The sequence below is a fragment of the Desulfosarcina widdelii genome (assembly GCF_009688965.1).
GTDB classification, from domain to species: domain Bacteria; phylum Desulfobacterota; class Desulfobacteria; order Desulfobacterales; family Desulfosarcinaceae; genus Desulfosarcina; species Desulfosarcina widdelii.
On record NZ_AP021875.1, the window covers coordinates 2,310,114 to 2,328,194 of the forward strand.

18 protein-coding genes are annotated in these 18,081 nt (G+C 57.1%); 7 read left to right on the top strand and 11 right to left on the bottom strand.

What is annotated here, in order from left to right:
- Positions 1-99 precede the first annotated feature (99 nt).
- The 11 genes from GN111_RS10820 to GN111_RS10870 all read right to left on the bottom strand — a co-directional run bounded on the left by GN111_RS10820 (position 100) and on the right by GN111_RS10870 (position 12,263).
- Positions 100-1,056, bottom strand: a complete 957-nt coding sequence (locus GN111_RS10820) for an MBL fold metallo-hydrolase (protein WP_155303769.1) — start codon at positions 1,054-1,056, stop codon at positions 100-102.
- Positions 1,057-1,311: 255 nt separating this feature from the next.
- Entirely contained in the window at positions 1,312-1,446 is a 135-nt protein-coding gene (locus GN111_RS34420) for a hypothetical protein (protein WP_197740524.1), read from the bottom strand.
- Complete coding sequence (locus GN111_RS10830; RefSeq protein WP_170302224.1) at positions 1,443-2,111, bottom strand: CBS domain-containing protein; 669 nt, start codon at positions 2,109-2,111, stop codon at positions 1,443-1,445. Before GN111_RS10830 ends, GN111_RS34420 begins: the two co-directional genes overlap by 4 nt.
- Before the next feature lie 34 nt (positions 2,112-2,145).
- On the bottom strand, positions 2,146-3,987 hold the full coding sequence (locus GN111_RS10835) for a bifunctional acetyl-CoA hydrolase/transferase family protein/GNAT family N-acetyltransferase (RefSeq protein WP_170302225.1): 1,842 nt from the start codon (positions 3,985-3,987) through the stop codon (positions 2,146-2,148).
- A gap of 795 nt (positions 3,988-4,782) precedes the next feature.
- Entirely contained in the window at positions 4,783-6,516 is a 1,734-nt protein-coding gene (gene xsc / locus GN111_RS10840; protein WP_155303772.1) for a sulfoacetaldehyde acetyltransferase, read from the bottom strand.
- A gap of 13 nt (positions 6,517-6,529) precedes the next feature.
- Positions 6,530-7,159, bottom strand: coding sequence for a TetR/AcrR family transcriptional regulator (locus tag GN111_RS10845; RefSeq protein ID WP_155303773.1), 630 nt, complete (start codon positions 7,157-7,159; stop codon positions 6,530-6,532).
- 63 nt (positions 7,160-7,222) lie between these two features.
- Positions 7,223-7,498: a hypothetical protein gene (locus tag GN111_RS10850; RefSeq protein WP_155303774.1), complete on the bottom strand. Its 276-nt coding sequence runs from the start codon at positions 7,496-7,498 to the stop codon at positions 7,223-7,225.
- The gene (locus GN111_RS10855; protein WP_170302226.1) at positions 7,495-8,307 is read right to left on the bottom strand and encodes an SDR family oxidoreductase; all 813 of its coding nucleotides are present in this window, start codon (positions 8,305-8,307) and stop codon (positions 7,495-7,497) included. The genes GN111_RS10850 and GN111_RS10855 overlap by 4 nt, the downstream gene beginning before the upstream one ends.
- A gap of 49 nt (positions 8,308-8,356) precedes the next feature.
- Complete coding sequence (locus tag GN111_RS10860) at positions 8,357-9,298, bottom strand: bile acid:sodium symporter family protein (RefSeq protein WP_155303776.1); 942 nt, start codon at positions 9,296-9,298, stop codon at positions 8,357-8,359.
- Between the two features lie 236 nt (positions 9,299-9,534).
- Positions 9,535-11,229: a thiamine pyrophosphate-binding protein gene (locus GN111_RS10865; protein ID WP_155303777.1), complete on the bottom strand. Its 1,695-nt coding sequence runs from the start codon at positions 11,227-11,229 to the stop codon at positions 9,535-9,537.
- Positions 11,230-11,426: 197 nt separating this feature from the next.
- Positions 11,427-12,263: an SDR family NAD(P)-dependent oxidoreductase gene (locus GN111_RS10870; protein WP_155303778.1), complete on the bottom strand. Its 837-nt coding sequence runs from the start codon at positions 12,261-12,263 to the stop codon at positions 11,427-11,429.
- Positions 12,264-12,455: 192 nt separating this feature from the next.
- Here GN111_RS10870 and GN111_RS10875 point away from each other — a divergent pair, with 192 nt between their 5' ends.
- The 7 genes from GN111_RS10875 (at position 12,456) to GN111_RS10905 (ending at position 18,076) form a co-directional block, all read left to right on the top strand.
- On the top strand, positions 12,456-13,013 hold the full coding sequence (locus GN111_RS10875) for a pyruvoyl-dependent arginine decarboxylase (protein WP_155303779.1): 558 nt from the start codon (positions 12,456-12,458) through the stop codon (positions 13,011-13,013).
- A gap of 11 nt (positions 13,014-13,024) precedes the next feature.
- Complete coding sequence (locus GN111_RS10880; protein WP_155303780.1) at positions 13,025-14,092, top strand: deoxyhypusine synthase family protein; 1,068 nt, start codon at positions 13,025-13,027, stop codon at positions 14,090-14,092.
- Positions 14,089-14,955 carry an agmatinase gene (gene speB, locus GN111_RS10885; RefSeq protein ID WP_155303781.1) on the top strand — a complete coding sequence of 289 codons (867 nt, stop codon included), beginning with the start codon at positions 14,089-14,091 and terminating at the stop codon, positions 14,953-14,955. Before GN111_RS10880 ends, speB (GN111_RS10885) begins: the two co-directional genes overlap by 4 nt.
- Before the next feature lie 195 nt (positions 14,956-15,150).
- Positions 15,151-15,870, top strand: coding sequence for a haloacid dehalogenase-like hydrolase (locus GN111_RS10890; protein ID WP_155303782.1), 720 nt, complete (start codon positions 15,151-15,153; stop codon positions 15,868-15,870).
- Positions 15,867-16,358 carry a prolyl-tRNA synthetase associated domain-containing protein gene (locus GN111_RS10895; protein WP_197740525.1) on the top strand — a complete coding sequence of 164 codons (492 nt, stop codon included), beginning with the start codon at positions 15,867-15,869 and terminating at the stop codon, positions 16,356-16,358. The genes GN111_RS10890 and GN111_RS10895 overlap by 4 nt, the downstream gene beginning before the upstream one ends.
- A gap of 18 nt (positions 16,359-16,376) precedes the next feature.
- A complete protein-coding gene (gene speB / locus GN111_RS10900) occupies positions 16,377-17,234 on the top strand; it encodes an agmatinase (RefSeq protein WP_197740526.1) in 858 nt (285 codons plus the stop codon).
- A gap of 14 nt (positions 17,235-17,248) precedes the next feature.
- Positions 17,249-18,076 (top strand): LEA/WHy family protein, encoded by an 828-nt coding sequence (locus tag GN111_RS10905; RefSeq protein ID WP_155303783.1) that lies wholly within the window; start codon positions 17,249-17,251, stop codon positions 18,074-18,076.
- Positions 18,077-18,081: the final 5 nt, after the last annotated feature.

Genomic DNA, 18,081 nt, shown 5'->3' on the forward strand with positions numbered 1-18,081 from the left:
AAACCGACAAAGGCGGGGATAAACCCCACCACTACATTCGTACCACGCACAGAAAACCCCATGAGCATCCCGTAGTTCCACAAGCATGGGCGAACTGGATCAGGCGCTGAACGTCAACTTGGTGCCGGACATATTCAGGACGAAACTGTCCGGCATCTCTTTTTCGATCATTTGAATGGCCTGTCGACCGGTACAGTGGGTGGGAACGATGTAGGTCGGGTTGACAGCCTTCAGCGCATCGATGGTCGGCTGGATCACCGTGTCCACATCCATACCGGAAAGATGAAAGCCGCCCATGACGGCCATGACCTTATCCACGCCGGTAACCTCTTTGGCATGGGCGACGGTATTGACAATCCCGGCGTGGGCGCATCCGGAAAGCACGACCAGCCCTTTGCCCTTGACGTTGAAAACGATGGCCGAGTCGTCGTCGAAGGGATCCTGCTGCTCCTGGCCGTCGATTTCACAGTACAGATTGGGCGCCCCCTTTTCAAAGGCCGTAGTCCGGGGTATCTGTCCCAGAAAGGCTCCGGCATGGTCGAGCATGGCATAGGGCTGCTCGGTATCCACCACGGCCGCCCCGGCACTTTCCGCCTTCTCACGGGTAAAGGCTGGGAAAATGAGTTTAAAATCATCTGAAATCTTGAGAAAACGCGGATTCCTGAAGGCTGCCGGATGCAGCACCAGGGGAACATCGGTCTTGCCGGTGCGTTTCACCAGCTCATGAATACCGCCAACGTGGTCCAGGTGGCCGTGGGACAACGCCATGGACTCGACACGGGTGAGATCCGCCCCAAGGGCATCGGCGTTGAACGCCGCCCCATGCTCCGAGAAACCGAAGTCGAAAAGCATGCAGCGGGACGCCTCTCCTTCGGTCACCGTTACCAGCGAGGAAAAGCCGTGCTCGGCCAGAATGCTGTTTTTCACCTCCAGGCCCACCAGCGGCATGGCCCGCTGAATCACCTCGCTGTTGTCCTGCTGCGTCAGATCGATGGTATTGTCCTGCAGCGTCAGAATTTCGACCCGATCCACTTCTCTGAGATCAATCGTGCTCATCCTCTCTCCCCTATTGCGGTTTCAGTTTAGTCGTCAGTACCTTTTGGGCAAATGCACACAAGCATTTATCCCGGACGAGCAGAGATGTCAAGATCCGCGAAATAACCGCAATTGTTCTTGACCCTGGAGTGTGCGTACCCGTGCCGCTGGCAAGTAGCTGCTGGCAGGCAAACGTTTTCGAGGCGGTCTGGACGGTCATGTATCCATTTACGAATCTGTAAAATTGAATTTTTGAAATGCGGAACAGCTTTGTCCTTAAAATCTGTAAATCGGAGAAAAATTAGTGGGCCACAAGATATTGGGTTGAATGATGTTCAACTTGATAACAAGCATGAATTCCTGAAAATCGACACTGTTGTCCGCATGCTTGCCACCGTTTAAAATATTCATCGTGTGCCTATATCTTCGCCAGCAGGATCGATCAACTCGAACCCCATCTCACGCAGTTTTTGTTTGAGATGGGATATATTTTTGGATAGAAGGTAAGGAAAAACAGCCCATCTACCCGGCCGCCATTGCCGGTAGACTAGGATCGATCCGAAAGGGATATTCTCTTTGATCATGGCGTTCACAATATTCCCCATCTCAGTGAAATCTTCATCAACCACAATGCCCAGCAAGCTGCCGGGTTCTTTGATTCCCAGAACTCGGATGAAGGCATTCAACAGGTCCCGATCCGATATGATTCCCATCAGGGCATGATTTTCATTCACCACTGGAAAGGCGCCGACCCGTTTTTTTTCCATCAGCAGCAGTGCATCCTGAATGGTCGACGAAAGAGAAAGATAAATTGGATTGTGCGTCATCACATTTTGAACACGAACCGATGTCTGTACTTCCGCGTCGGTCCCACGGTCACCGAATTCATGGAAATATGTCGATCCCAGGGCACTGCGCAAATCCCGATCGCTAATCATTCCGACGAGTACATTGTCCGCTTGAACCACCGGCAGATGACGGCACCGGTGACGGATCATCAGGGCCCTCGCTCTGGCGATGTCTTCTTTGGGTTCGATGGTGATAACCTTGGTGGTCATAAAATTATGGACAAACATAGGCACCTCCATGCGTTTTCGGCGGTTTGCCAAATCATGCTTCGAACGGAATGCGGAAATGGCAGATACCATCTACCGCTGTCATTACAATTTTCATCCCACTGTTTTTAAATATTTTTATCATCGCGGTGTTCGTACTGAGGACGTCCGCCCAGAACCCTTTCAGGGAGCGCTCCCGGGCCAGCCTGACGAGCAACTGGAACAAATAGGTGGATATGCCAAGACGCTGGTAGGATTCATCCACCACAAAGGCAAGCTCCGCCCACTGGCCGTCCGGATCCAGGAGGTATCTGGCCTCGGCGATAATCACGCCCTCTCCGGGTGCACCGACCACACCTACAATGGACATCACCTGACTCCAATCGACATTGACGTAGGTCTGCATGCGGGTATGCGGCATAGCTTGCAGGGTAGAGAAATAGCGGTAATAAACCGCCTCGTCAGAAAAACGGTAGAATAGCCGTCGCATATCTTCTTCGTCCGAAGGTCGAATGGGCCTGAAACGCACTTCCGCACCGCCCTTGAATTTCCGACACGCATTGATCTGTAAAGGATAAGAGTGGGCGCTTTCCGGTAGGTAAATCTGATCTGGATAGAGAATGCGTTCGGCCTTGGCCGCGCCAATCAGATCGACACGATCCTCGGGATGGGCTATTTCAATCAGGGCCTGTGCTCTTTCGCGCAGGGTGAGTCCCTTGAGGCTGGCCACTCCAAATTCAGTGACCACAAAGTCCACGCCCTCCCTGAAATCGAATCGGTTTTTCAATCCCTCAATGGAAATGGTGATGTTGGGCCTGCCTTCGGCGGTTCTGCTCGGAAACCCAAAAATGGTGCAACCCTCATTCGAAATCTGGGATCCACTGATCAAGGCCAGGACTTCGGCGGGACCGCTGGCGATATTTCCGAGTCCCGTATGCAACGCAATCCGACCGGTGATATCCACCTGCCGGGCGGCGATAATGGAGACGAAACGGGGATTGAGACCTATATTGAGCGGGTCGAAGACTTTGTCCACCGGTTGGAATTCGATAAGCGGATTTTGTTCTATCCATTTCAGGAGGCATACGGTGCCGAAGGCATAGGAGGCAATCGATTTCCTTCTGAAACGCTCCTTGTAACGGTTGGTTACTGCCCCGCTGTTGACCAAGTCCATCAGGGCATCACTGAAGAATGGGGAGTGAATCCCGAGATGCTGTTTGCCGGTCAAGCGCCGGCCGACCGCTTCGAACAGGGGCCCGATGGAAAAAGCGAGACAACTGCCATCCATGATCAGCGGTTCCATGTTCGTGGCGATCAGATCGAATACCGGATCGACCATTGGGCGTTCGAAGGTAACCGGTGGCATATCGGATTCGACCAGCATGTCGAAATCGGAAATCGGCACAAAAGTATCGCCAAGGGTACGCGGCACCCATGGATTGATTTCACCGACTGCCAGGGACGCCTGCTCCATGGCAAGCCGGGCCACATCAACGGAGACGCCCAGGCTGCTGAAACCGTTGGGGTCCGGAGGCGTGATCTGAACGAACACCGCATCCACGCGGATTTTGCGTTTTTCCAGCAATGCGGGAATGCGCGACAGATAGCATGGGATCAGATCCACGTGACCGGCGGCAATGGCCTCATCGGCCACCCATCCCGAGAAAAAGGTCTTCAATCTGAATTTGTGACTCTGGAGATTCTTCAGTGAGATCGCATCGGCGAGGCTGAGCAGCTGGATTAATTCAAGATCTTGAAGATTTGAAGACTGTGTGACCATTAACTGGTTTACGAGGGTGCGGGGTTCGGCGGGGCCGGTGGAGAGGAACACACGCATGCCGGGACGCAGTCGCTGGATGACGGCCTCTGCTGAAACCCGCTTTTGCTTCCAATCCATTGCGCACCTCCATGATGGAACATGCAGACCGGAAACGCCGTTGGCGGAACGTATCATTATCAAAGCAGACGATCAGCGCACGCGTGGAGGAAGGAAGAACGTTCGGAAGAATGTACGGGCAGCTTCGTACGTACCCGCTCAAACCGAATTTGTGTTGCCTACTTAAGGGATGTTCCCATAAATGTTACGGAAACCATCTACATATCGTGTGCTTAAATCAAGAATAGCATACGCGCTTCATTCGTCAAGATGATACTGGAAGGCCGGTCCACTGATAGACGATGGAACTTGAGTCAACTAAGCTACCAGGAAAAGACAGTCATATAAAACATGTTGTACAGGGTCATTTTTATTTGATATTGCAGGATAGTCGAATCTATCAAAATCAATATCAGTTCTAACTCTGATAACGATTACAATACTCTTAAGTTTTCCATACGTCCACCTTCGGACTGGCTATTCAAAGGTCTGTAGCTACTCCCGTTGCATGTTTGTTCACAAGTGATAGGCTTCGGTTCCTGGCAAGGCTCGAGCGGAAGATATATTGCGGGCTTGAGAGGTTGAGGGATTCCCATTTCAACCAATTCCGGAACCCCTCAATCCCTTATATCTAACTCGTGATCTGCGTGTTCGTTCACAAGTGGCAGATTTCGGTTCCTGGCAAAGATCGAGCGAGTTGGCAACCGGAGGCGCCCCGAAGGAAGTGCCCTTGGGGTGAATAGTGGGCCTATTTCGAGGATTGCCTACGAGCGAGCACGCCGCCAGGGATCGAAAGATGCCGCTTGTGGATGAATGCTATTTGGCGTTCAGGTGGCTGTACTTCTCCAGATATCTTACCGGCATATTCAACGCATCCCGCCGGAAGGGCTCAGCCAGCACTTCTTCTCCGCCCTGAACGATGGCGTTGATCACGCAGGGACGGTTGGAGGCAATGGCTTCCCGGACGGCGTCTCCGACCTGGTCGGGATGGTCCACCCGGATTCCCAGCGCACCCATGTCCTCGGCCACCTGGGCATAATCGGGGTTGTCCGGCAGGTTGGCGCCCACGAAGCGATTGTCATAGTAGTCGATCTGGTTCTTCTTCTCGGCCCCCCATTCGTAATTGGTGGCCACGATGGCGATCACCGGGATGTTCTCCCGCACGGCGGTCATCACCTCGGCGATGCCGCTGATGCCGTAAGCCCCGTCTCCCTGGAAGGCGATCACCGGGGCATCGGGTTGGGCAATCTTGCAGCCCAGGGCCGCGCCGTAGGCAAAGCCGCAGTTGCCCCAGGAGAGCGCGGAAATGTGCTGCCGGACGCCCTCGAACTTCAGGTAGCTGTTGATCATGGATGAGTTGTTGCCGATGTCGGTGGTGACGATGCTGTTCGCCGGCAGGGCGCGGGTCCACTCCTGATGAAACCGCCGCGGATGCATGGGGGCGCTCTGATCGCTGGCGCTCCAGTTGTCCAGTTCATCGTCCCAGGTATTTTTCTCGCGCTGCACGTCTTCCAGGCGTCCGGCATCCGGTTGGCGATCCGGGGCCATCTCTTTGATCCGCGCCAGCAGGAGCGTGGTAAATTCCTTCACATCACCGCAGCTGTATACATCGGCCCGTTTGGACAGGCCCAGTGCGTTGATGTTGGTGTCACACTGGATCAGCCTGGCGTTGTCCGGCCAGTAGGTTATTTCGTATTGGGGCAGCGTGCCGAACGGTCCTAAACGCGTGCCCAGGGCGATGACCACGTCGGCCTTTGCGATGGTTCGCATGGCCGCCTTGCTGCCGCAGTATCCGATGGGACCGCAGGCCAGTTCGTGACCGGCGGGAAAGGTGTCGTTGTGCAGGTAGGAGTTGACCACCGGCGCCGTCAGGGTTTCGGCCAGAAGACGGACCGCATCCGCGGCATCGGCCTGGGCGACGCCGCCGCCGGAAACGATCACCGGGTATTTGGCTTTGACGATGATGTCGGCCGCTTTTTCCAGATCCTGCAGGGAGCCGGCGCCCCGCTTGATAACGGGCGTCTCGTAAATCTCGTCTTCGCAGACGCCATAGAAAAAGTCCCTGGGAATGTTGAGCTGGGTGGGACCGTTGAGATTCTTGGCCATATAGAACGCGCGCCGAGCCAGTTCGGCCATGCGCTGGGGCTGGTTTACCCGAACCTGGTAGACGGTCTGACGCTCGAACATGGCCATCTGGTCCAGTTCCTGAAAACCGCCCGTGCCGATCCCCATGGAACCGGTTTCCGGGGTCAGAGCCACTACCGGGCTGTGGGCCCAGTAGGCCGCTACCATGGCCGATACGAAGTTGGCCGCGCCGGGGCCGTTCTGGCCGATGCAGCACTGGGGTTTGCCGGTCACCCGGGCCAGGCCGTCGGCGGCATGGGTGGCCGCCTGTTCGTGGGCCACGGGGATGAATCGGATGCCCGCTGCGGGAAAAAGATCCAGCGCATCCATGTAAGCCGAACCGACGATGCCGAATACGTTTTCAACACCTTCAGCCACCAGGGTTTCCACCAGCGCCTCGCTGGGCGTCATTTTCTGCTTTGCCATGGGTTTCACTCCTTCATACTGTTGTAGTTTTCAGCCCTTCGATCAACTGCTCCACCGCATAATGGAAAATTCGGTGATGCTCTTCTCCTTCCAGAACCGTGTCCTCCAGTTTTTTAAACTGGGTCAATCCGTGCAGCGCACCCCAGAACATCACGGCCCATTTTTTTGAATCCACGGACCGGAACCGGCCGTCTTTGATGCCGGCATGGACGAACTGCTCAATCAACTCAAGGATGCGGCTTCCTTTACGGTCGATGCGCTGCTTCATCTCAGCGCCCAAAATCACTGTAGGGGTGGCCAAAAAATAATTGATAATGTCAAAATAGTCCTTGTGTTCATTGCTGAATTCCAGGTAAGCGCTGCCGGTCCGGCGAAGCTTCTCGTCCGGCGGGAAATCTTCTCCTCCGATGGCATCGATGGTTTTAAAAAGAATGTCCAGACCCTCTTCCTGCAGCCAGTAGAAGATCTCCTCCTTGCTCTGGTAATAGAAGTAGATCGTGCCGACCCCCAGCTCGGCCTTGCGGGCGATCTGGTTAATGCTGGTGGCCTGAATGCCCTTTTTGAACAGGAGATTTCTGGCCGCCGTAAGGATCTGCCCCTTGCGGGCCTCTTTTTCCCTTTCGCGTCTCTCTTTCAATCCCATCGTGTCATTCGCCTATGATCGATGCTAACCCAAAATATCCATTCCGAGGATGAACTTCTTTATTCATTCACCGGCTGGCGGCCGAATGGTCAACTGGCCGTCGGCCAAGAGGTAACCGAACCATGGCCGCTGGCGTTTCATGTGGCAGTGCCCGACCGGGCACCAGCGCACCGGATCGGACTCCGGCACGCGCACTCGGCCTCCGTTCTCCCGGGCTTTTCTTCTGGCCCAGCGGTCGGCCGCCTCCTCATCGGGCGCATACCCGCCGTGATACTGGGTCCTGCCCACGCAATGCAGATATCCGTACACCAGTTCAAAGCGTTGTTCCGAAGTACTCAATGCTCCAACTCCGATTGGAGCTGCCGGGCCATGCGCCGCTCGTAAAATCCTGGCGCCAGCCGGCTGACCCAGTACCCCAGCTTACCGACAGCGGTGAGCACCAGCAGGTCTTTTTCTCTCTCGGCACCGCGAAAAATAATTTCGGCGGCGTGCTCCGGTGTATCCTGGCGGCCGATACGGGACTGGGGATGGCGGGTGACCTCTCCGTCGCCCCCCAGCGCCCGATCCTGCAGATTGGTTTTGATAAAACCGGGGCAGACCACCATGACGTGAACGCCCTTGTCCCGCACTTCGCTGCGCAACGAGGTGAACAGGCCGTGCATGGCGTGCTTGCTGGCGGCATACCCGGTGCGTCCCAGCAGCGGCGCCAGGCCGGCGATACTTTCGTTGGAAATGATCAATCCGCCTCGCCGGATCAGGCTGTCGATGGCGGCCTTGGTGCAGTAAAGGGCGCCGAAAAAATTGACCGCCATGACCCGCTCGTAAACTTCGATGCGGGTTTCCACAAAGGCACTGCGCTGGGTGATGCCGGCATTGTTAAACAGCACATCGACACCGCCAAAACGCTCGATTACGGTTTCGATGGCCGCCTCGCAATCCGCGCGCCGGGTTACGTCGCACCGCCGAGTCATGACCGGGTAGCCGGCCTCGACGAATTCCCGTTCGCATTGCTCAAGCCGGGTTTCGTCCATATCCAGCAGGGCACAAATCGCCCCGGCCCTGGCGAACCGCCAGGCCACGGCCAGTCCGATACCACTGGCCCCTCCGGTGACGACGACGACCTTGTTGTCGAATGATCGCTTAACCACTACTATGTCTCCCTCTATCAAGACCCATCCAGATTCTGGTTGGCGCTATTTATAGCCGACAGTCTACGTCATCTCCCTGTTCCGCCTCCGGCAGCGGTCGCCGGGTGAAGATAAAGGCCGTGGTCAGCCCGGAGATGATGTGCCAGACGCCCCACCAGGCCACCAGAATGGCCATGCCGCCCAGGCCGTCGAAAAAGTTGAACACCAGAACCAGCCCCAGGGCCGAATTCTGAATTCCCACTTCGATGCAGGTGGCCCGTGCATCGCGCTCGGGAAGCCTTGCCAGACGCCCGGACCAGTAACCCAGATTCAGGGCCAGCAGATTGTGGACAAAGACGGCAAACATCACCAGCCCCACATAACGGAGAAAATTGCTCCAGTTGGCAGCCAGAGCCCCGCAAACGATCAGGATAAAGAAGAGCAGCGAGAAGATTTTAAAGGGGCGGCGTACGCGGTCGGAAAGGTTGGGGAACATGCGCCGCATGACCTGTCCGACGATCAGCGGGATCCCAAGAATGACGAAAACCGTGACGAACACGTCCATGGGGCTGAGGCTGACCTGGCGAAGAATCTCGGCGGTGGCGGGATTGAGACCGCCCCATATGGACAGGTTCAGGGGGGTCATGAAAATGGCCGCAATGGTGGAGATGGCCGTCATGGAGATGGAGACCGCACAGTTCCCCTTGGCCAGGTAGGTCATGATGTTGGATACGTTGCCGCCGGGACAGGCCGCCACCAGGATCATCCCCAGGGCCATGGAAGGATAGGGCCGCAGCACCAAGGTCAAAAGGAAGGTGAATGCCGGCAGCAGGATGAACTGGGCCAGCAGACCGATGCCGGGCGCTCTTGGAGAGAACAGGATGCGCTTGAAATCTTCCAGCTTTAAATCCAGGGAAACGCCCAGCATCATCAGGCCGATGGCGGCATTGATCACCATGAGCCCCTGGGGGTTGAAGTTGAGCCTGACTTGATCGATGGCGAACGGATCCATGCGGGTGTCTCCTCAGTTGTCGTTTGAAGCAGATGCCAGAGGTCAGATGACGGAGGACAGATTTCTGACTTCGGATTTCAGATGCCTGCAGTGAGTCTGTTCAAAGGCGGCAGGTTGAGGTTCAGACCAAGGCCGCAGGAGAATTGCAACCGCAGGCGCAGCAGCGCTACGTTGAGGATTGTAATTCTCTGAAAGCGCGGATATTGACCTCAAGATGCCGCCTCTGAATGGACACGCTATGCTTTGTAAGCCCCCACATTGGCCAACGCCATACTCCCCGGGCTGACCGTCGTCGGATCGGTCATTACGTTGATGCAGCAGGTTTTTCCCGACGCGAAGGCGGCTTCCAGGGCCGGCTGGATATCTTCCGGCTTTTCCACCAAAAACCCTTTGCCGCCAATGGCTTCAACCATCTTGTGGTAGTCTACCGGTCCGATGAGGGTGCCGGCCTCGATGGCATGCCCGATGCGGATCTCCTGGCTGTGGCGAATCATGCCCCAGCCCAGGTCGTTGCAGATCACCACCACGATGGCAAGCCCTTTGCGGATGGCGTTCTCGAACTCCATGAAGTTGAATCCGATGCTGCCGTCGCCGTTGATCAGCAGCACCCGCTGGTCCGGATATCTCCATTTGGCGGCAACAGCATATGGCAGGCCCACACCCAGGCTGCCGAAAATGCCGTAGTCCAGATAGCGGCCCGGCGTTTTCACCGTACGGGTCATGCCCATCCAAGTGGTGGTGTCGCCACCGTCGGCCACCACGATGTCGTCGCCGCGGTCCATGAAGCGGTCCACCTCGCGGGCCAGGCGCAGGGGGTGGATCGGGGTGGCGTCGCTTTCCCATTGAGCCTGGCTGGGTGCCTTGCCGTCGGCATCGGCCTTGCGCAGGGTTTCGATCCAGCCGGCAAACCGCTTGCCGAGGCTGCCTGCAAGGCCCTTGTCGGCGATCATCGTGTTGCAGACGCCCAGAAAGGCCTTGAGGTCGCTGACGATGGGCAGGTCGATGTGGCGGTTGCGCCCGATCTCTTCGGGCAGGATGTCCACCTGCACCATCTTCGCCGCCGGGTTGAACACGTCACCGAACATGTAATACAAGGAAATGCGCGTGCCGAGCACCACCACCAGATCGGTTTCCAGGTAGGCGGCAAACGCCCCGCCGGGCCGGATGGCCAGCGCCCCTTCGAAGCACTGGGGGTGCGTGTCTGGAATGGTGCCACGTCCGGACAATGTGGTAAAAATCGGCAGTCCGGTCTGTTCGGCAAAGGCGGTCAGCTCCGCTTCCGCCCCGGCCTGCCAGACGCCGGTGCCGGCAATCACCACGGGCTTTTCCGCCGCGTTGATCATCTCCAGCATCTTCTCGGCGCCGGCCAGGTCCACCGGCTTGGATTCGATTACGGTTTCGATTCTCTTGGCGGCCTCTCTTTCGATGACCGTGTTGAGCACATCCACCGGAAATTCGAGGTACACCGGACCGGGGCGTCCGCTGCCGGCGATCCGGAAGGCCATGTCCACGAATTCCAAGACCCGCTCGGTTTTCTGGCAGACCAGCGTCTTTTTCACCATGGGGGCGATGACCGGATCCTGGAACATGTCCTGGAGATCCAGTTTTTCCTTATGCTCCAATCCCACGCAGCCGGCAATCAAAACCATGGGCGTATTGGAGAAAAAGGCGCTGGCCACGCCGGTCAGAGCGTTGGTGAAACCGGGACCGGCAGTCACCATGGCCACGGCCGGTTTGCGGGTCATCTTGCCCCAGGCTTCTGCCATGAATAAGGCGGCCTGTTCGTGACGGGTGTCGAACAGGGTAATGTCGGTATCTTCCAGAAACTGATAGATGGGGGTGATGTGACCTCCGCTCAACGTAAATATGGTTTCCACCTCTTTTTCGACCAGGGCCTCTGCCACAAGCTGTCCACCGGTAACGGTCGTCATGATCCTATCTCCTCATAATGCATTGTAGTATTCGGTATTTGGTATTTGATAATCGGTGTTCGTTCAGAAATGGGCAAATTTGGTCGAGATCAAGGCGTGCGAAAAATTTGACCACAGGCATATAGTTGATATTCCGAGGATCAAATTTTGAGCACAACGCCGATATCGGGCAAATTGGCCCGTTTCTGGATGAACACCTATAGTTCCATGAGTTGTCCACCGGTAATATTTATCGCCTGGCCGGTCATATACGAAGATCGGTCAGAGGCCAGAAACACCACCAGGTCCCCCACTTCATCCGGCCGGCCGATGCGGCCCAGGGGGATGGTCTTGCACATTTCTGCCTCGCGCTCTTCGATGGTGGAATCGAAAAATTGCGCTTCCAGTCCGAAGCGCCACTTCTCCAGATCCGTGGCGATCTGGCCCGGGCAGATGGCGTTGACGCGCACCCCGTTGCCGGCCAGTTCCGAGGCCATGACCTTGGTCAGCATGATCACCCCGGCCTTGGCGACAGCGTAGGCCCCATTGAACAAAGGGGGCGTCTTGCCGGCCCGGGAAGCCGTGTTGATAATGGTTCCGCCTTCAAGGATCATCATCGGCAGCAACGCCCGACTCACCCGGAAGACGCCATGCAGGTTGACATCGATGGTTTTCATCCAGGCAGTCTCGTCGTAGGTGTGCACGGCATTGGGAACCCCGAAGGAAGCGCCGGCGTTGTTGACCAGGATCTGAATTTTTTCGAACCGTTTGGCAACGGCGTCAACCATCCGGGCGATGCTGTCCGAGTTGGTGACATCCAGATTGACCGCCATGGCATCCACACAGTGGTCCCTGACGATCTCGGCGACGATGTCGGCCATTTCGTTTTCCGTACCGGTTTTTACGGCCAGTTCCGGATCCGAATCCGGGCCAAGGTCGGCAATGACAATGTTGGCTCCTTCGGCCGCAAGCTTGCAGGCCACGGCATACCCGATGCCGGACCGTTTGCCGGCCCCCGTTACCACGGCAGTTTTACCGGAAAGCATCTTTCCCATGTTTCCTCCTGATCGGCAAATTTGAATTCAAATCGATTGTCGAGCGGTGTTCGATTTTTGATAACTACTCCAGTTTCGAAATCAGGTCAACATGAATTTTATCAACCATCAATTTTAAATTGGTAATCGCCGCAAGTTTAGTATAATAGCAGCAAATATTGTCGCCACCTCACTTTTTTAAAGGATATGTCGATGGAAAAAATCGTTCCAAAGCGCATGTTTTTTACCCGGGGCGTCGGCTACCATCGGAACAAGTTGCAAAGTTTCGAACTGGCCCTTCGCGATGCAGGGGTCGAGATTTGCAACCTGGTTACCATCTCCAGCATCTACCCGCCCCAATGCAAGATCATCCCTAAAACCGAAGGGTTGAAAAACCTGGTGCCCGGCCAGATCACCTTCGTGGTCATGGCCCGGCAGGAAACCAACGAACCGTCCAGACTGGTTCATGCGGCGGTGGGACTGGCCCGTCCGATGAACAAGCAGCAGTATGGATACATCTCCGAGCATCATGGCTACGGCCAGACGAGCCGCCAGTCCGGCGACTTCGCCGAAGACCTCGCCGCCACCATGCTGGCCTCCACACTGGGCTTCGAACTGGATCCGGACAAGGCCTGGGACGAGCGCAAGCAGTTGTATATCGCCGGCAAGGACCGCCAATTTGTCAGTCGCAGCATCGCCAAGGCCGCCCACGGCCACAAGGACGGCCTGTGGACGACTGTCGTGGCCCTGGCCGTCATGCTGCTGGTATAAAAGGATTTAAAATGAGCAAGGACTCGCTGTTCAGGCATGCACCGGATATCGTGCCCCGGAAAATCGGCAAAGGGATGAGCATTCCCGACCTGGTGGGCCTGATGGGCCGCACCTGCTTCGAAGCGCGTAATGTGCGGCGGGCGGCCGAGCTGTTCCAACGCATGGTCGACCAGGAGGATACGATCTGGCTGGGCATCGCCGGGGCTGGAATCGCCGGCGGCATGGGCGGTATGGTGATCTCTTTGATCGAAGCCGGCTTCGTCAATGTGATCTGTTCCACCGGCGCCCAGGTGTATCACGACCTGCATTTTGCCTTTGGCCTGCCGGTCAAATCCATTCATCCCGATTGGGACGACGACCGCCTGCGCCGCCATGGCGACACCCGCATTTACGATATCGGCATCCGCGAGAAGGAAACCCTGGAGGCCCAGGATAGCCTCATCCGCCGATTCGTCAGGGAGCGATACGAACGGCTGCACCCCGACCCCATCAGCTCATGGCAGTTCAATTACGAATTGGGTCGATGGGTCGCCGATACCGCGCCCCACCCCGAACTGAGTTTCACCGTGGCGGCCGCCCGCTGCGGCGTACCCATTTTCTGGGACTCGCTCGCCAACCACTCCATTGCCATGAACCTGGTCCGCACGGACCATGAGGGCTTTCCCATCCAGTTGTCCGCCCAGCAGGATATTCTGCACTCGGCGGCCATCGCCTTCAGCGCCGAGCAGACCGGTTTCGTGGAACTGGGCGGCGGCGGCCCGAAGAACTTCATCCAGCAGACCGGCCCCACCATCAGTCAGATCCTGGGCATCGATTTCGAGGGCGCCGATCGGGGGATTCAGATCGGCACGGCCGTGGAGCGGGAAGGCAGCCTCTCCAGTTGCACCTTCGGCGAGGCGGTCACCTGGGGCAAATATCAGCAGGCTGACGAGGCCAACCTGGTCCAGGTGTGGGGCGAGTACAGCATCATTTTTCCCCTGCTGGCCGCCTACATTACCGACCGCTGCGCACCGCGGGACACCACCGATCTTTGCTCCCGGATGAAGGACATGGCAGCCAAACTGGAGTCCGCCCGATGACTCCCCATGCGAAGCCCTATCTGGGGCTCCCGGAAGAACTGTGCGATCTGGAAACCGCCCGGGTGGTGATCGTGCCTTTCGGCTACGAGGGAGGCGTTTCCTATGGTAAGGGTGCCGCAGCGGCTCCGGATGCGGTGTTAAATGCCTCGCAATATCTCGAGCTTTACGACGAGGTGCTGGATGACGAGCCCTGCCGGGTTGGCATCGCCACTCTGGAGCAACCGGAAATCCCCGCCGAACCGGAAGCCATGTGCGAAACATTGGCGAAAATGACCGGGGAGCTGCTCGACAGGGGAAAATTCGTTGCCGTAATCGGCGGCGACCACTCCATCACCAGCGGTTATGTCCAGGCTTTGGCCGACCACCACGAGGAATTCGGGGTCCTGCAGCTCGACGCCCATGCAGACCTTCGCGACACCTACGAGGGCAGCCCCATGAGTCATGCCTGCGTCATGGCCCGCATCCGCGAAATCACACCGCACACCCTGCAAATCGGCATTCGCAGCCTTTCGGCCGAAGAAGCCCGTCTTGCAAAGGATCGGAACCTGTCCCTGTGCACCATGCACCGCTTCCGCAAAAACGGATTCGATCTCGACGCCGCCCTGCAGCGCCTGCCGCAGCATCTGTTCATCACAGTTGACGTGGACGTCTTTGACTGGAGCGTCATCGCCAGCACCGGCACCCCGGAGCCGGGGGGCATGCTGTGGGACGAATGCATGGACCTGCTTGCAGCCGTTTTCCACAATAAGACGGTCATCGGCTTCGACGTGGTCGAACTGGCCCATCGGGACCACGATTCCAACTCTCCTTTTGCCACGGCTAAGCTGATCTACAAAATGATCGGCATGCGCTTTTGCCGCTGACCACGGATATCGCTTCTTGAGATTGCAGTCATCCAGATAAAAAGATTGAATCCTCGACCCGTTTGGAGATAAGGTGGGCGTTTTGTTGGAACTGATCTTAATTGACGGTCCGCAATCCGACGCCCGCTTTCAGGAAAGCTGTATTAGGACGGCCCGCAAGCAGGACAGCAACATTTTCCAGGTATCTTTTTATCGATGGATGGCGATACTGCCCATAATCGGCCTGTGGCCGTTTTCGATTTCGATGAAACCCTCATCGATACCGATGTGGCCTATCAGTTCCTCAACGCGTTTATCAAACGCAGTAAGATCCGGCGGATCGCCTTTGGCCTGCTCATGCCCGTGCTGCTGCCGTTTTTGTTGAATCCCAAAAGCCGGTCCGTGGCCATGAGTGTGATTCTGTGGTGTGCCACTTTTCCCCTGCATGGTAAAACCGGTCCGGATCTGTTTCGCGCATTCGCCCCCAGCTTCTGGCAGGAGCCGATAAACGGCCGCTTTTACAACGAGGGTCTGGATGCCCTGACCGCCCACCACCGGTTGGGGCACCGCGTGCTGATCGTTTCCGGATCTCCCCGGCAGCTGGTGGCAGCCGTGCTCAAAAACAAGCCCATCCCTCCGGTGGAAGTCTTCGGGTCTCAGGTCGCCCCTTTCCTGGGAGGACTCGTTTACCGGCACTACTGCATGCGGGACGGCAAGATCCGCCTCGCCCGGAAAAAAGGTATCCTGAACGGCGGATGGGATTTCGGCTACACCGACAGCGCCTATGACATCCCGCTGCTGTCCCAATGCCGGCACCGATTCCTCGTCAACCCGTCGCCGCGGACCGCCCGCAAAGTGAAAAAGGCAATGAAAGACCGGGTGACCGTGCTCAACTGGTCCGACACGTCACCAACCGCAACCAAAGGAAAACCATGATGACGATTTACGAATTTCTCGAATCCAACGACATCGCTTACGAACGCCACGATCATCCCCCGGTTTACACCTGCGAAGATGTCAACCGTCTGGTCCCTGCCCTGCCCGGCTGCAAGACCAAGAACCTGTTCATCTGCGACAACAAGGGCAAAAAACATTTTCTCGTGACCGTACCCGACGAAAAATCCGTGGATTTGAAATCCCTGGGAGAAGCGCTGGAGGTAAAACGGCTGCGCTTTGCCTCGGCTGACCGCCTGGAAAAGCACCTGAAGCTGGAGCCCGGGGCGGTAACCATTCTGGGCGTGATGAACGACACGGCCGGCAACGTGTCCGTGGTAGTGGATCAGGCCATCTGGGACGCCGATGCCCTGCAGTGCCATCCGCTGGTCAACACGGCCACGTTGGTGATCTCCCTGAACAATCTGCGCAAATTCCTGGATGCCGCCGGCCACCCGGCAACGGTAATGGATGTGCCGGCCCGCGATTGAGAAAAGGATGAGAAAAAAATGAATTCTTCTGATAAACGGACCGGCATCGCGGATATGGCCCCGGATACCGTGGCGCTGATCGGCGTTCCTTTCGACGAGTACTCCAGCTTTATGCGCGGGCCGGCCAAGGCCCCGGCAGCCATCCGACGGGTGCTGCACAACGGCGCGTCCAATCTTTTCGCCGAAAACGGAATCGACCTCGAGGGCCATCCGGGATTTTGCGATCTTGGGGACCTGACCCTTCCCGAAGGCGAGGATGCCATTGCCGCCATTCAGGCGGCCATCGCAAAACTCGCATCGTCCAAGGCGCGCGTCCTGGCCCTGGGCGGCGACCACGCCGTCACCTTTCCGATAGTGGATGCCTTGGCTACTGTCCACGAAGGGCTGTCCATTTTACACTTCGATGCCCACCCGGATCTTTACGAAACCTTTGCGGGCAGCTGCTTTTCCCATGCCTGCCCCTTTGCCCGCATCCTGGAAACGGGTCGGGTCGACCGTTTGGTCCAGGTGGGCGTCCGCGGAATGAACGACTTGCAGCGCAGGCAAGTGGAAAAATACAGGGTGACCTGTATCGAGATGAAAGACTTCCGGCAGGACATGCCCATCGAGTTGAAAGGCCCGCTTTATATCTCACTGGACATGGATGTGCTCGACCCGGCCTATGCACCGGGCGTGTCCCACCACGAACCCGGCGGCATGGCGACGCGCGATGTTCTCAAGCTGATCCAATCGATCCAGTGCCCCATCGTGGGTGCCGATATCGTCGAATACAATCCGGATCGGGATGTGAATGAAATGACGGCCGCCGTGGCGGCCAAGTTTCTGAAGGAACTGGCCGGCATCATGCTTCAGCAAAGCGTCACCGGCCACTTTTAATCAAGGAGGGGACGATGAACCCAAAACGGACGGCCATCATCATTGGTGCGTTTCTGCTTCTCACGCTCGGCGGCTGCGCCACCATCGGGCAATTGATCCAGAAACCCGAGATTACCTTCGACAGTCTGGGGACCCGGGACATGTCCCTGCTGGATGGAACCTTTCTCTTCCGGTTCAACGTGTCCAACCCCAATCCGGTAGGCGTGCATCTGGGCGACATCCTCTACGATCTGGACATCAACGGCAAACGCCTGGTCAGCAGCCAGCTCTCCCATGGGATCGACCTGGCGGCATCCGGCACCTCTCCTTTGGAAATCCCGGTCACCATCAACTACCTGGACTTTTTCAATTCCCTGGCACAAATGGCGGGCACCGACCAGTTGGATTACCGCCTCAGCGGGTCCGCGGCCGTGGGACCGTTTCGCATACCCTACAGCTCATCCGGCAAACTGGATGTCCCCAAGCTGCCGGACATCACCGTGGACAATATCAAAATCGACAGCTTTTCTCTCACCGGCGCAAAACTGAAGCTGACCCTGGGAATGAAAAACCCCAATGCCTTTGCCATGAAAATGGACGGTCTGGAGTACGCTGCCCGGTTGGGCGATGTGAAGCTGGCGGAGGGCAAAGCCAACATGAACACCGCCCTGGGCGCCAATGGCCGTTCGCTGATGGACCTGGACCTGAACCTGAACTTTCTGGAGCTGGGCCGCAGCGCCAGAACGCTTCTTTCGGGATCTTCCGCGCCCTGCCGGCTTACCGGGAACATGCTCACGAACACCCCGACGGGCACGCAAAAGATTCCGTTTGCGTTCGATGGGAACGTACCTTTCACCAAATAAAGGGG

Excerpts from the sequence above, each read along its gene's own strand:
- GN111_RS10905 (WP_155303783.1), top strand. The coding sequence starts at position 17,249 with ATGAACCCAAAACGGACGGCCATCATCATTGGTGCGTTTCTGCTTCTC.
- GN111_RS10820 (WP_155303769.1), bottom strand. The coding sequence starts at position 1,056 with ATGAGCACGATTGATCTCAGAGAAGTGGATCGGGTCGAAATTCTGACG.
- GN111_RS10870 (WP_155303778.1), bottom strand. The coding sequence starts at position 12,263 with ATGGGAAAGATGCTTTCCGGTAAAACTGCCGTGGTAACGGGGGCCGGC.
- GN111_RS10860 (WP_155303776.1), bottom strand. The coding sequence starts at position 9,298 with ATGGATCCGTTCGCCATCGATCAAGTCAGGCTCAACTTCAACCCCCAG.
- GN111_RS10890 (WP_155303782.1), top strand. The coding sequence starts at position 15,151 with ATGGATGGCGATACTGCCCATAATCGGCCTGTGGCCGTTTTCGATTTC.
- speB (WP_197740526.1), top strand. The coding sequence starts at position 16,377 with ATGAATTCTTCTGATAAACGGACCGGCATCGCGGATATGGCCCCGGAT.
- GN111_RS10875 (WP_155303779.1), top strand. The coding sequence starts at position 12,456 with ATGGAAAAAATCGTTCCAAAGCGCATGTTTTTTACCCGGGGCGTCGGC.
- GN111_RS10865 (WP_155303777.1), bottom strand. The coding sequence starts at position 11,229 with ATGACGACCGTTACCGGTGGACAGCTTGTGGCAGAGGCCCTGGTCGAA.
- GN111_RS10830 (WP_170302224.1), bottom strand. The coding sequence starts at position 2,111 with ATGTTTGTCCATAATTTTATGACCACCAAGGTTATCACCATCGAACCC.
- GN111_RS10845 (WP_155303773.1), bottom strand. The coding sequence starts at position 7,159 with ATGGGATTGAAAGAGAGACGCGAAAGGGAAAAAGAGGCCCGCAAGGGG.
- GN111_RS10880 (WP_155303780.1), top strand. The coding sequence starts at position 13,025 with ATGAGCAAGGACTCGCTGTTCAGGCATGCACCGGATATCGTGCCCCGG.
- GN111_RS10835 (WP_170302225.1), bottom strand. The coding sequence starts at position 3,987 with ATGGATTGGAAGCAAAAGCGGGTTTCAGCAGAGGCCGTCATCCAGCGA.
- xsc (WP_155303772.1), bottom strand. The coding sequence starts at position 6,516 with ATGGCAAAGCAGAAAATGACGCCCAGCGAGGCGCTGGTGGAAACCCTG.
- speB (WP_155303781.1), top strand. The coding sequence starts at position 14,089 with ATGACTCCCCATGCGAAGCCCTATCTGGGGCTCCCGGAAGAACTGTGC.
- GN111_RS34420 (WP_197740524.1), bottom strand. The coding sequence starts at position 1,446 with ATGAATATTTTAAACGGTGGCAAGCATGCGGACAACAGTGTCGATTTT.
- GN111_RS10895 (WP_197740525.1), top strand. The coding sequence starts at position 15,867 with ATGATGACGATTTACGAATTTCTCGAATCCAACGACATCGCTTACGAA.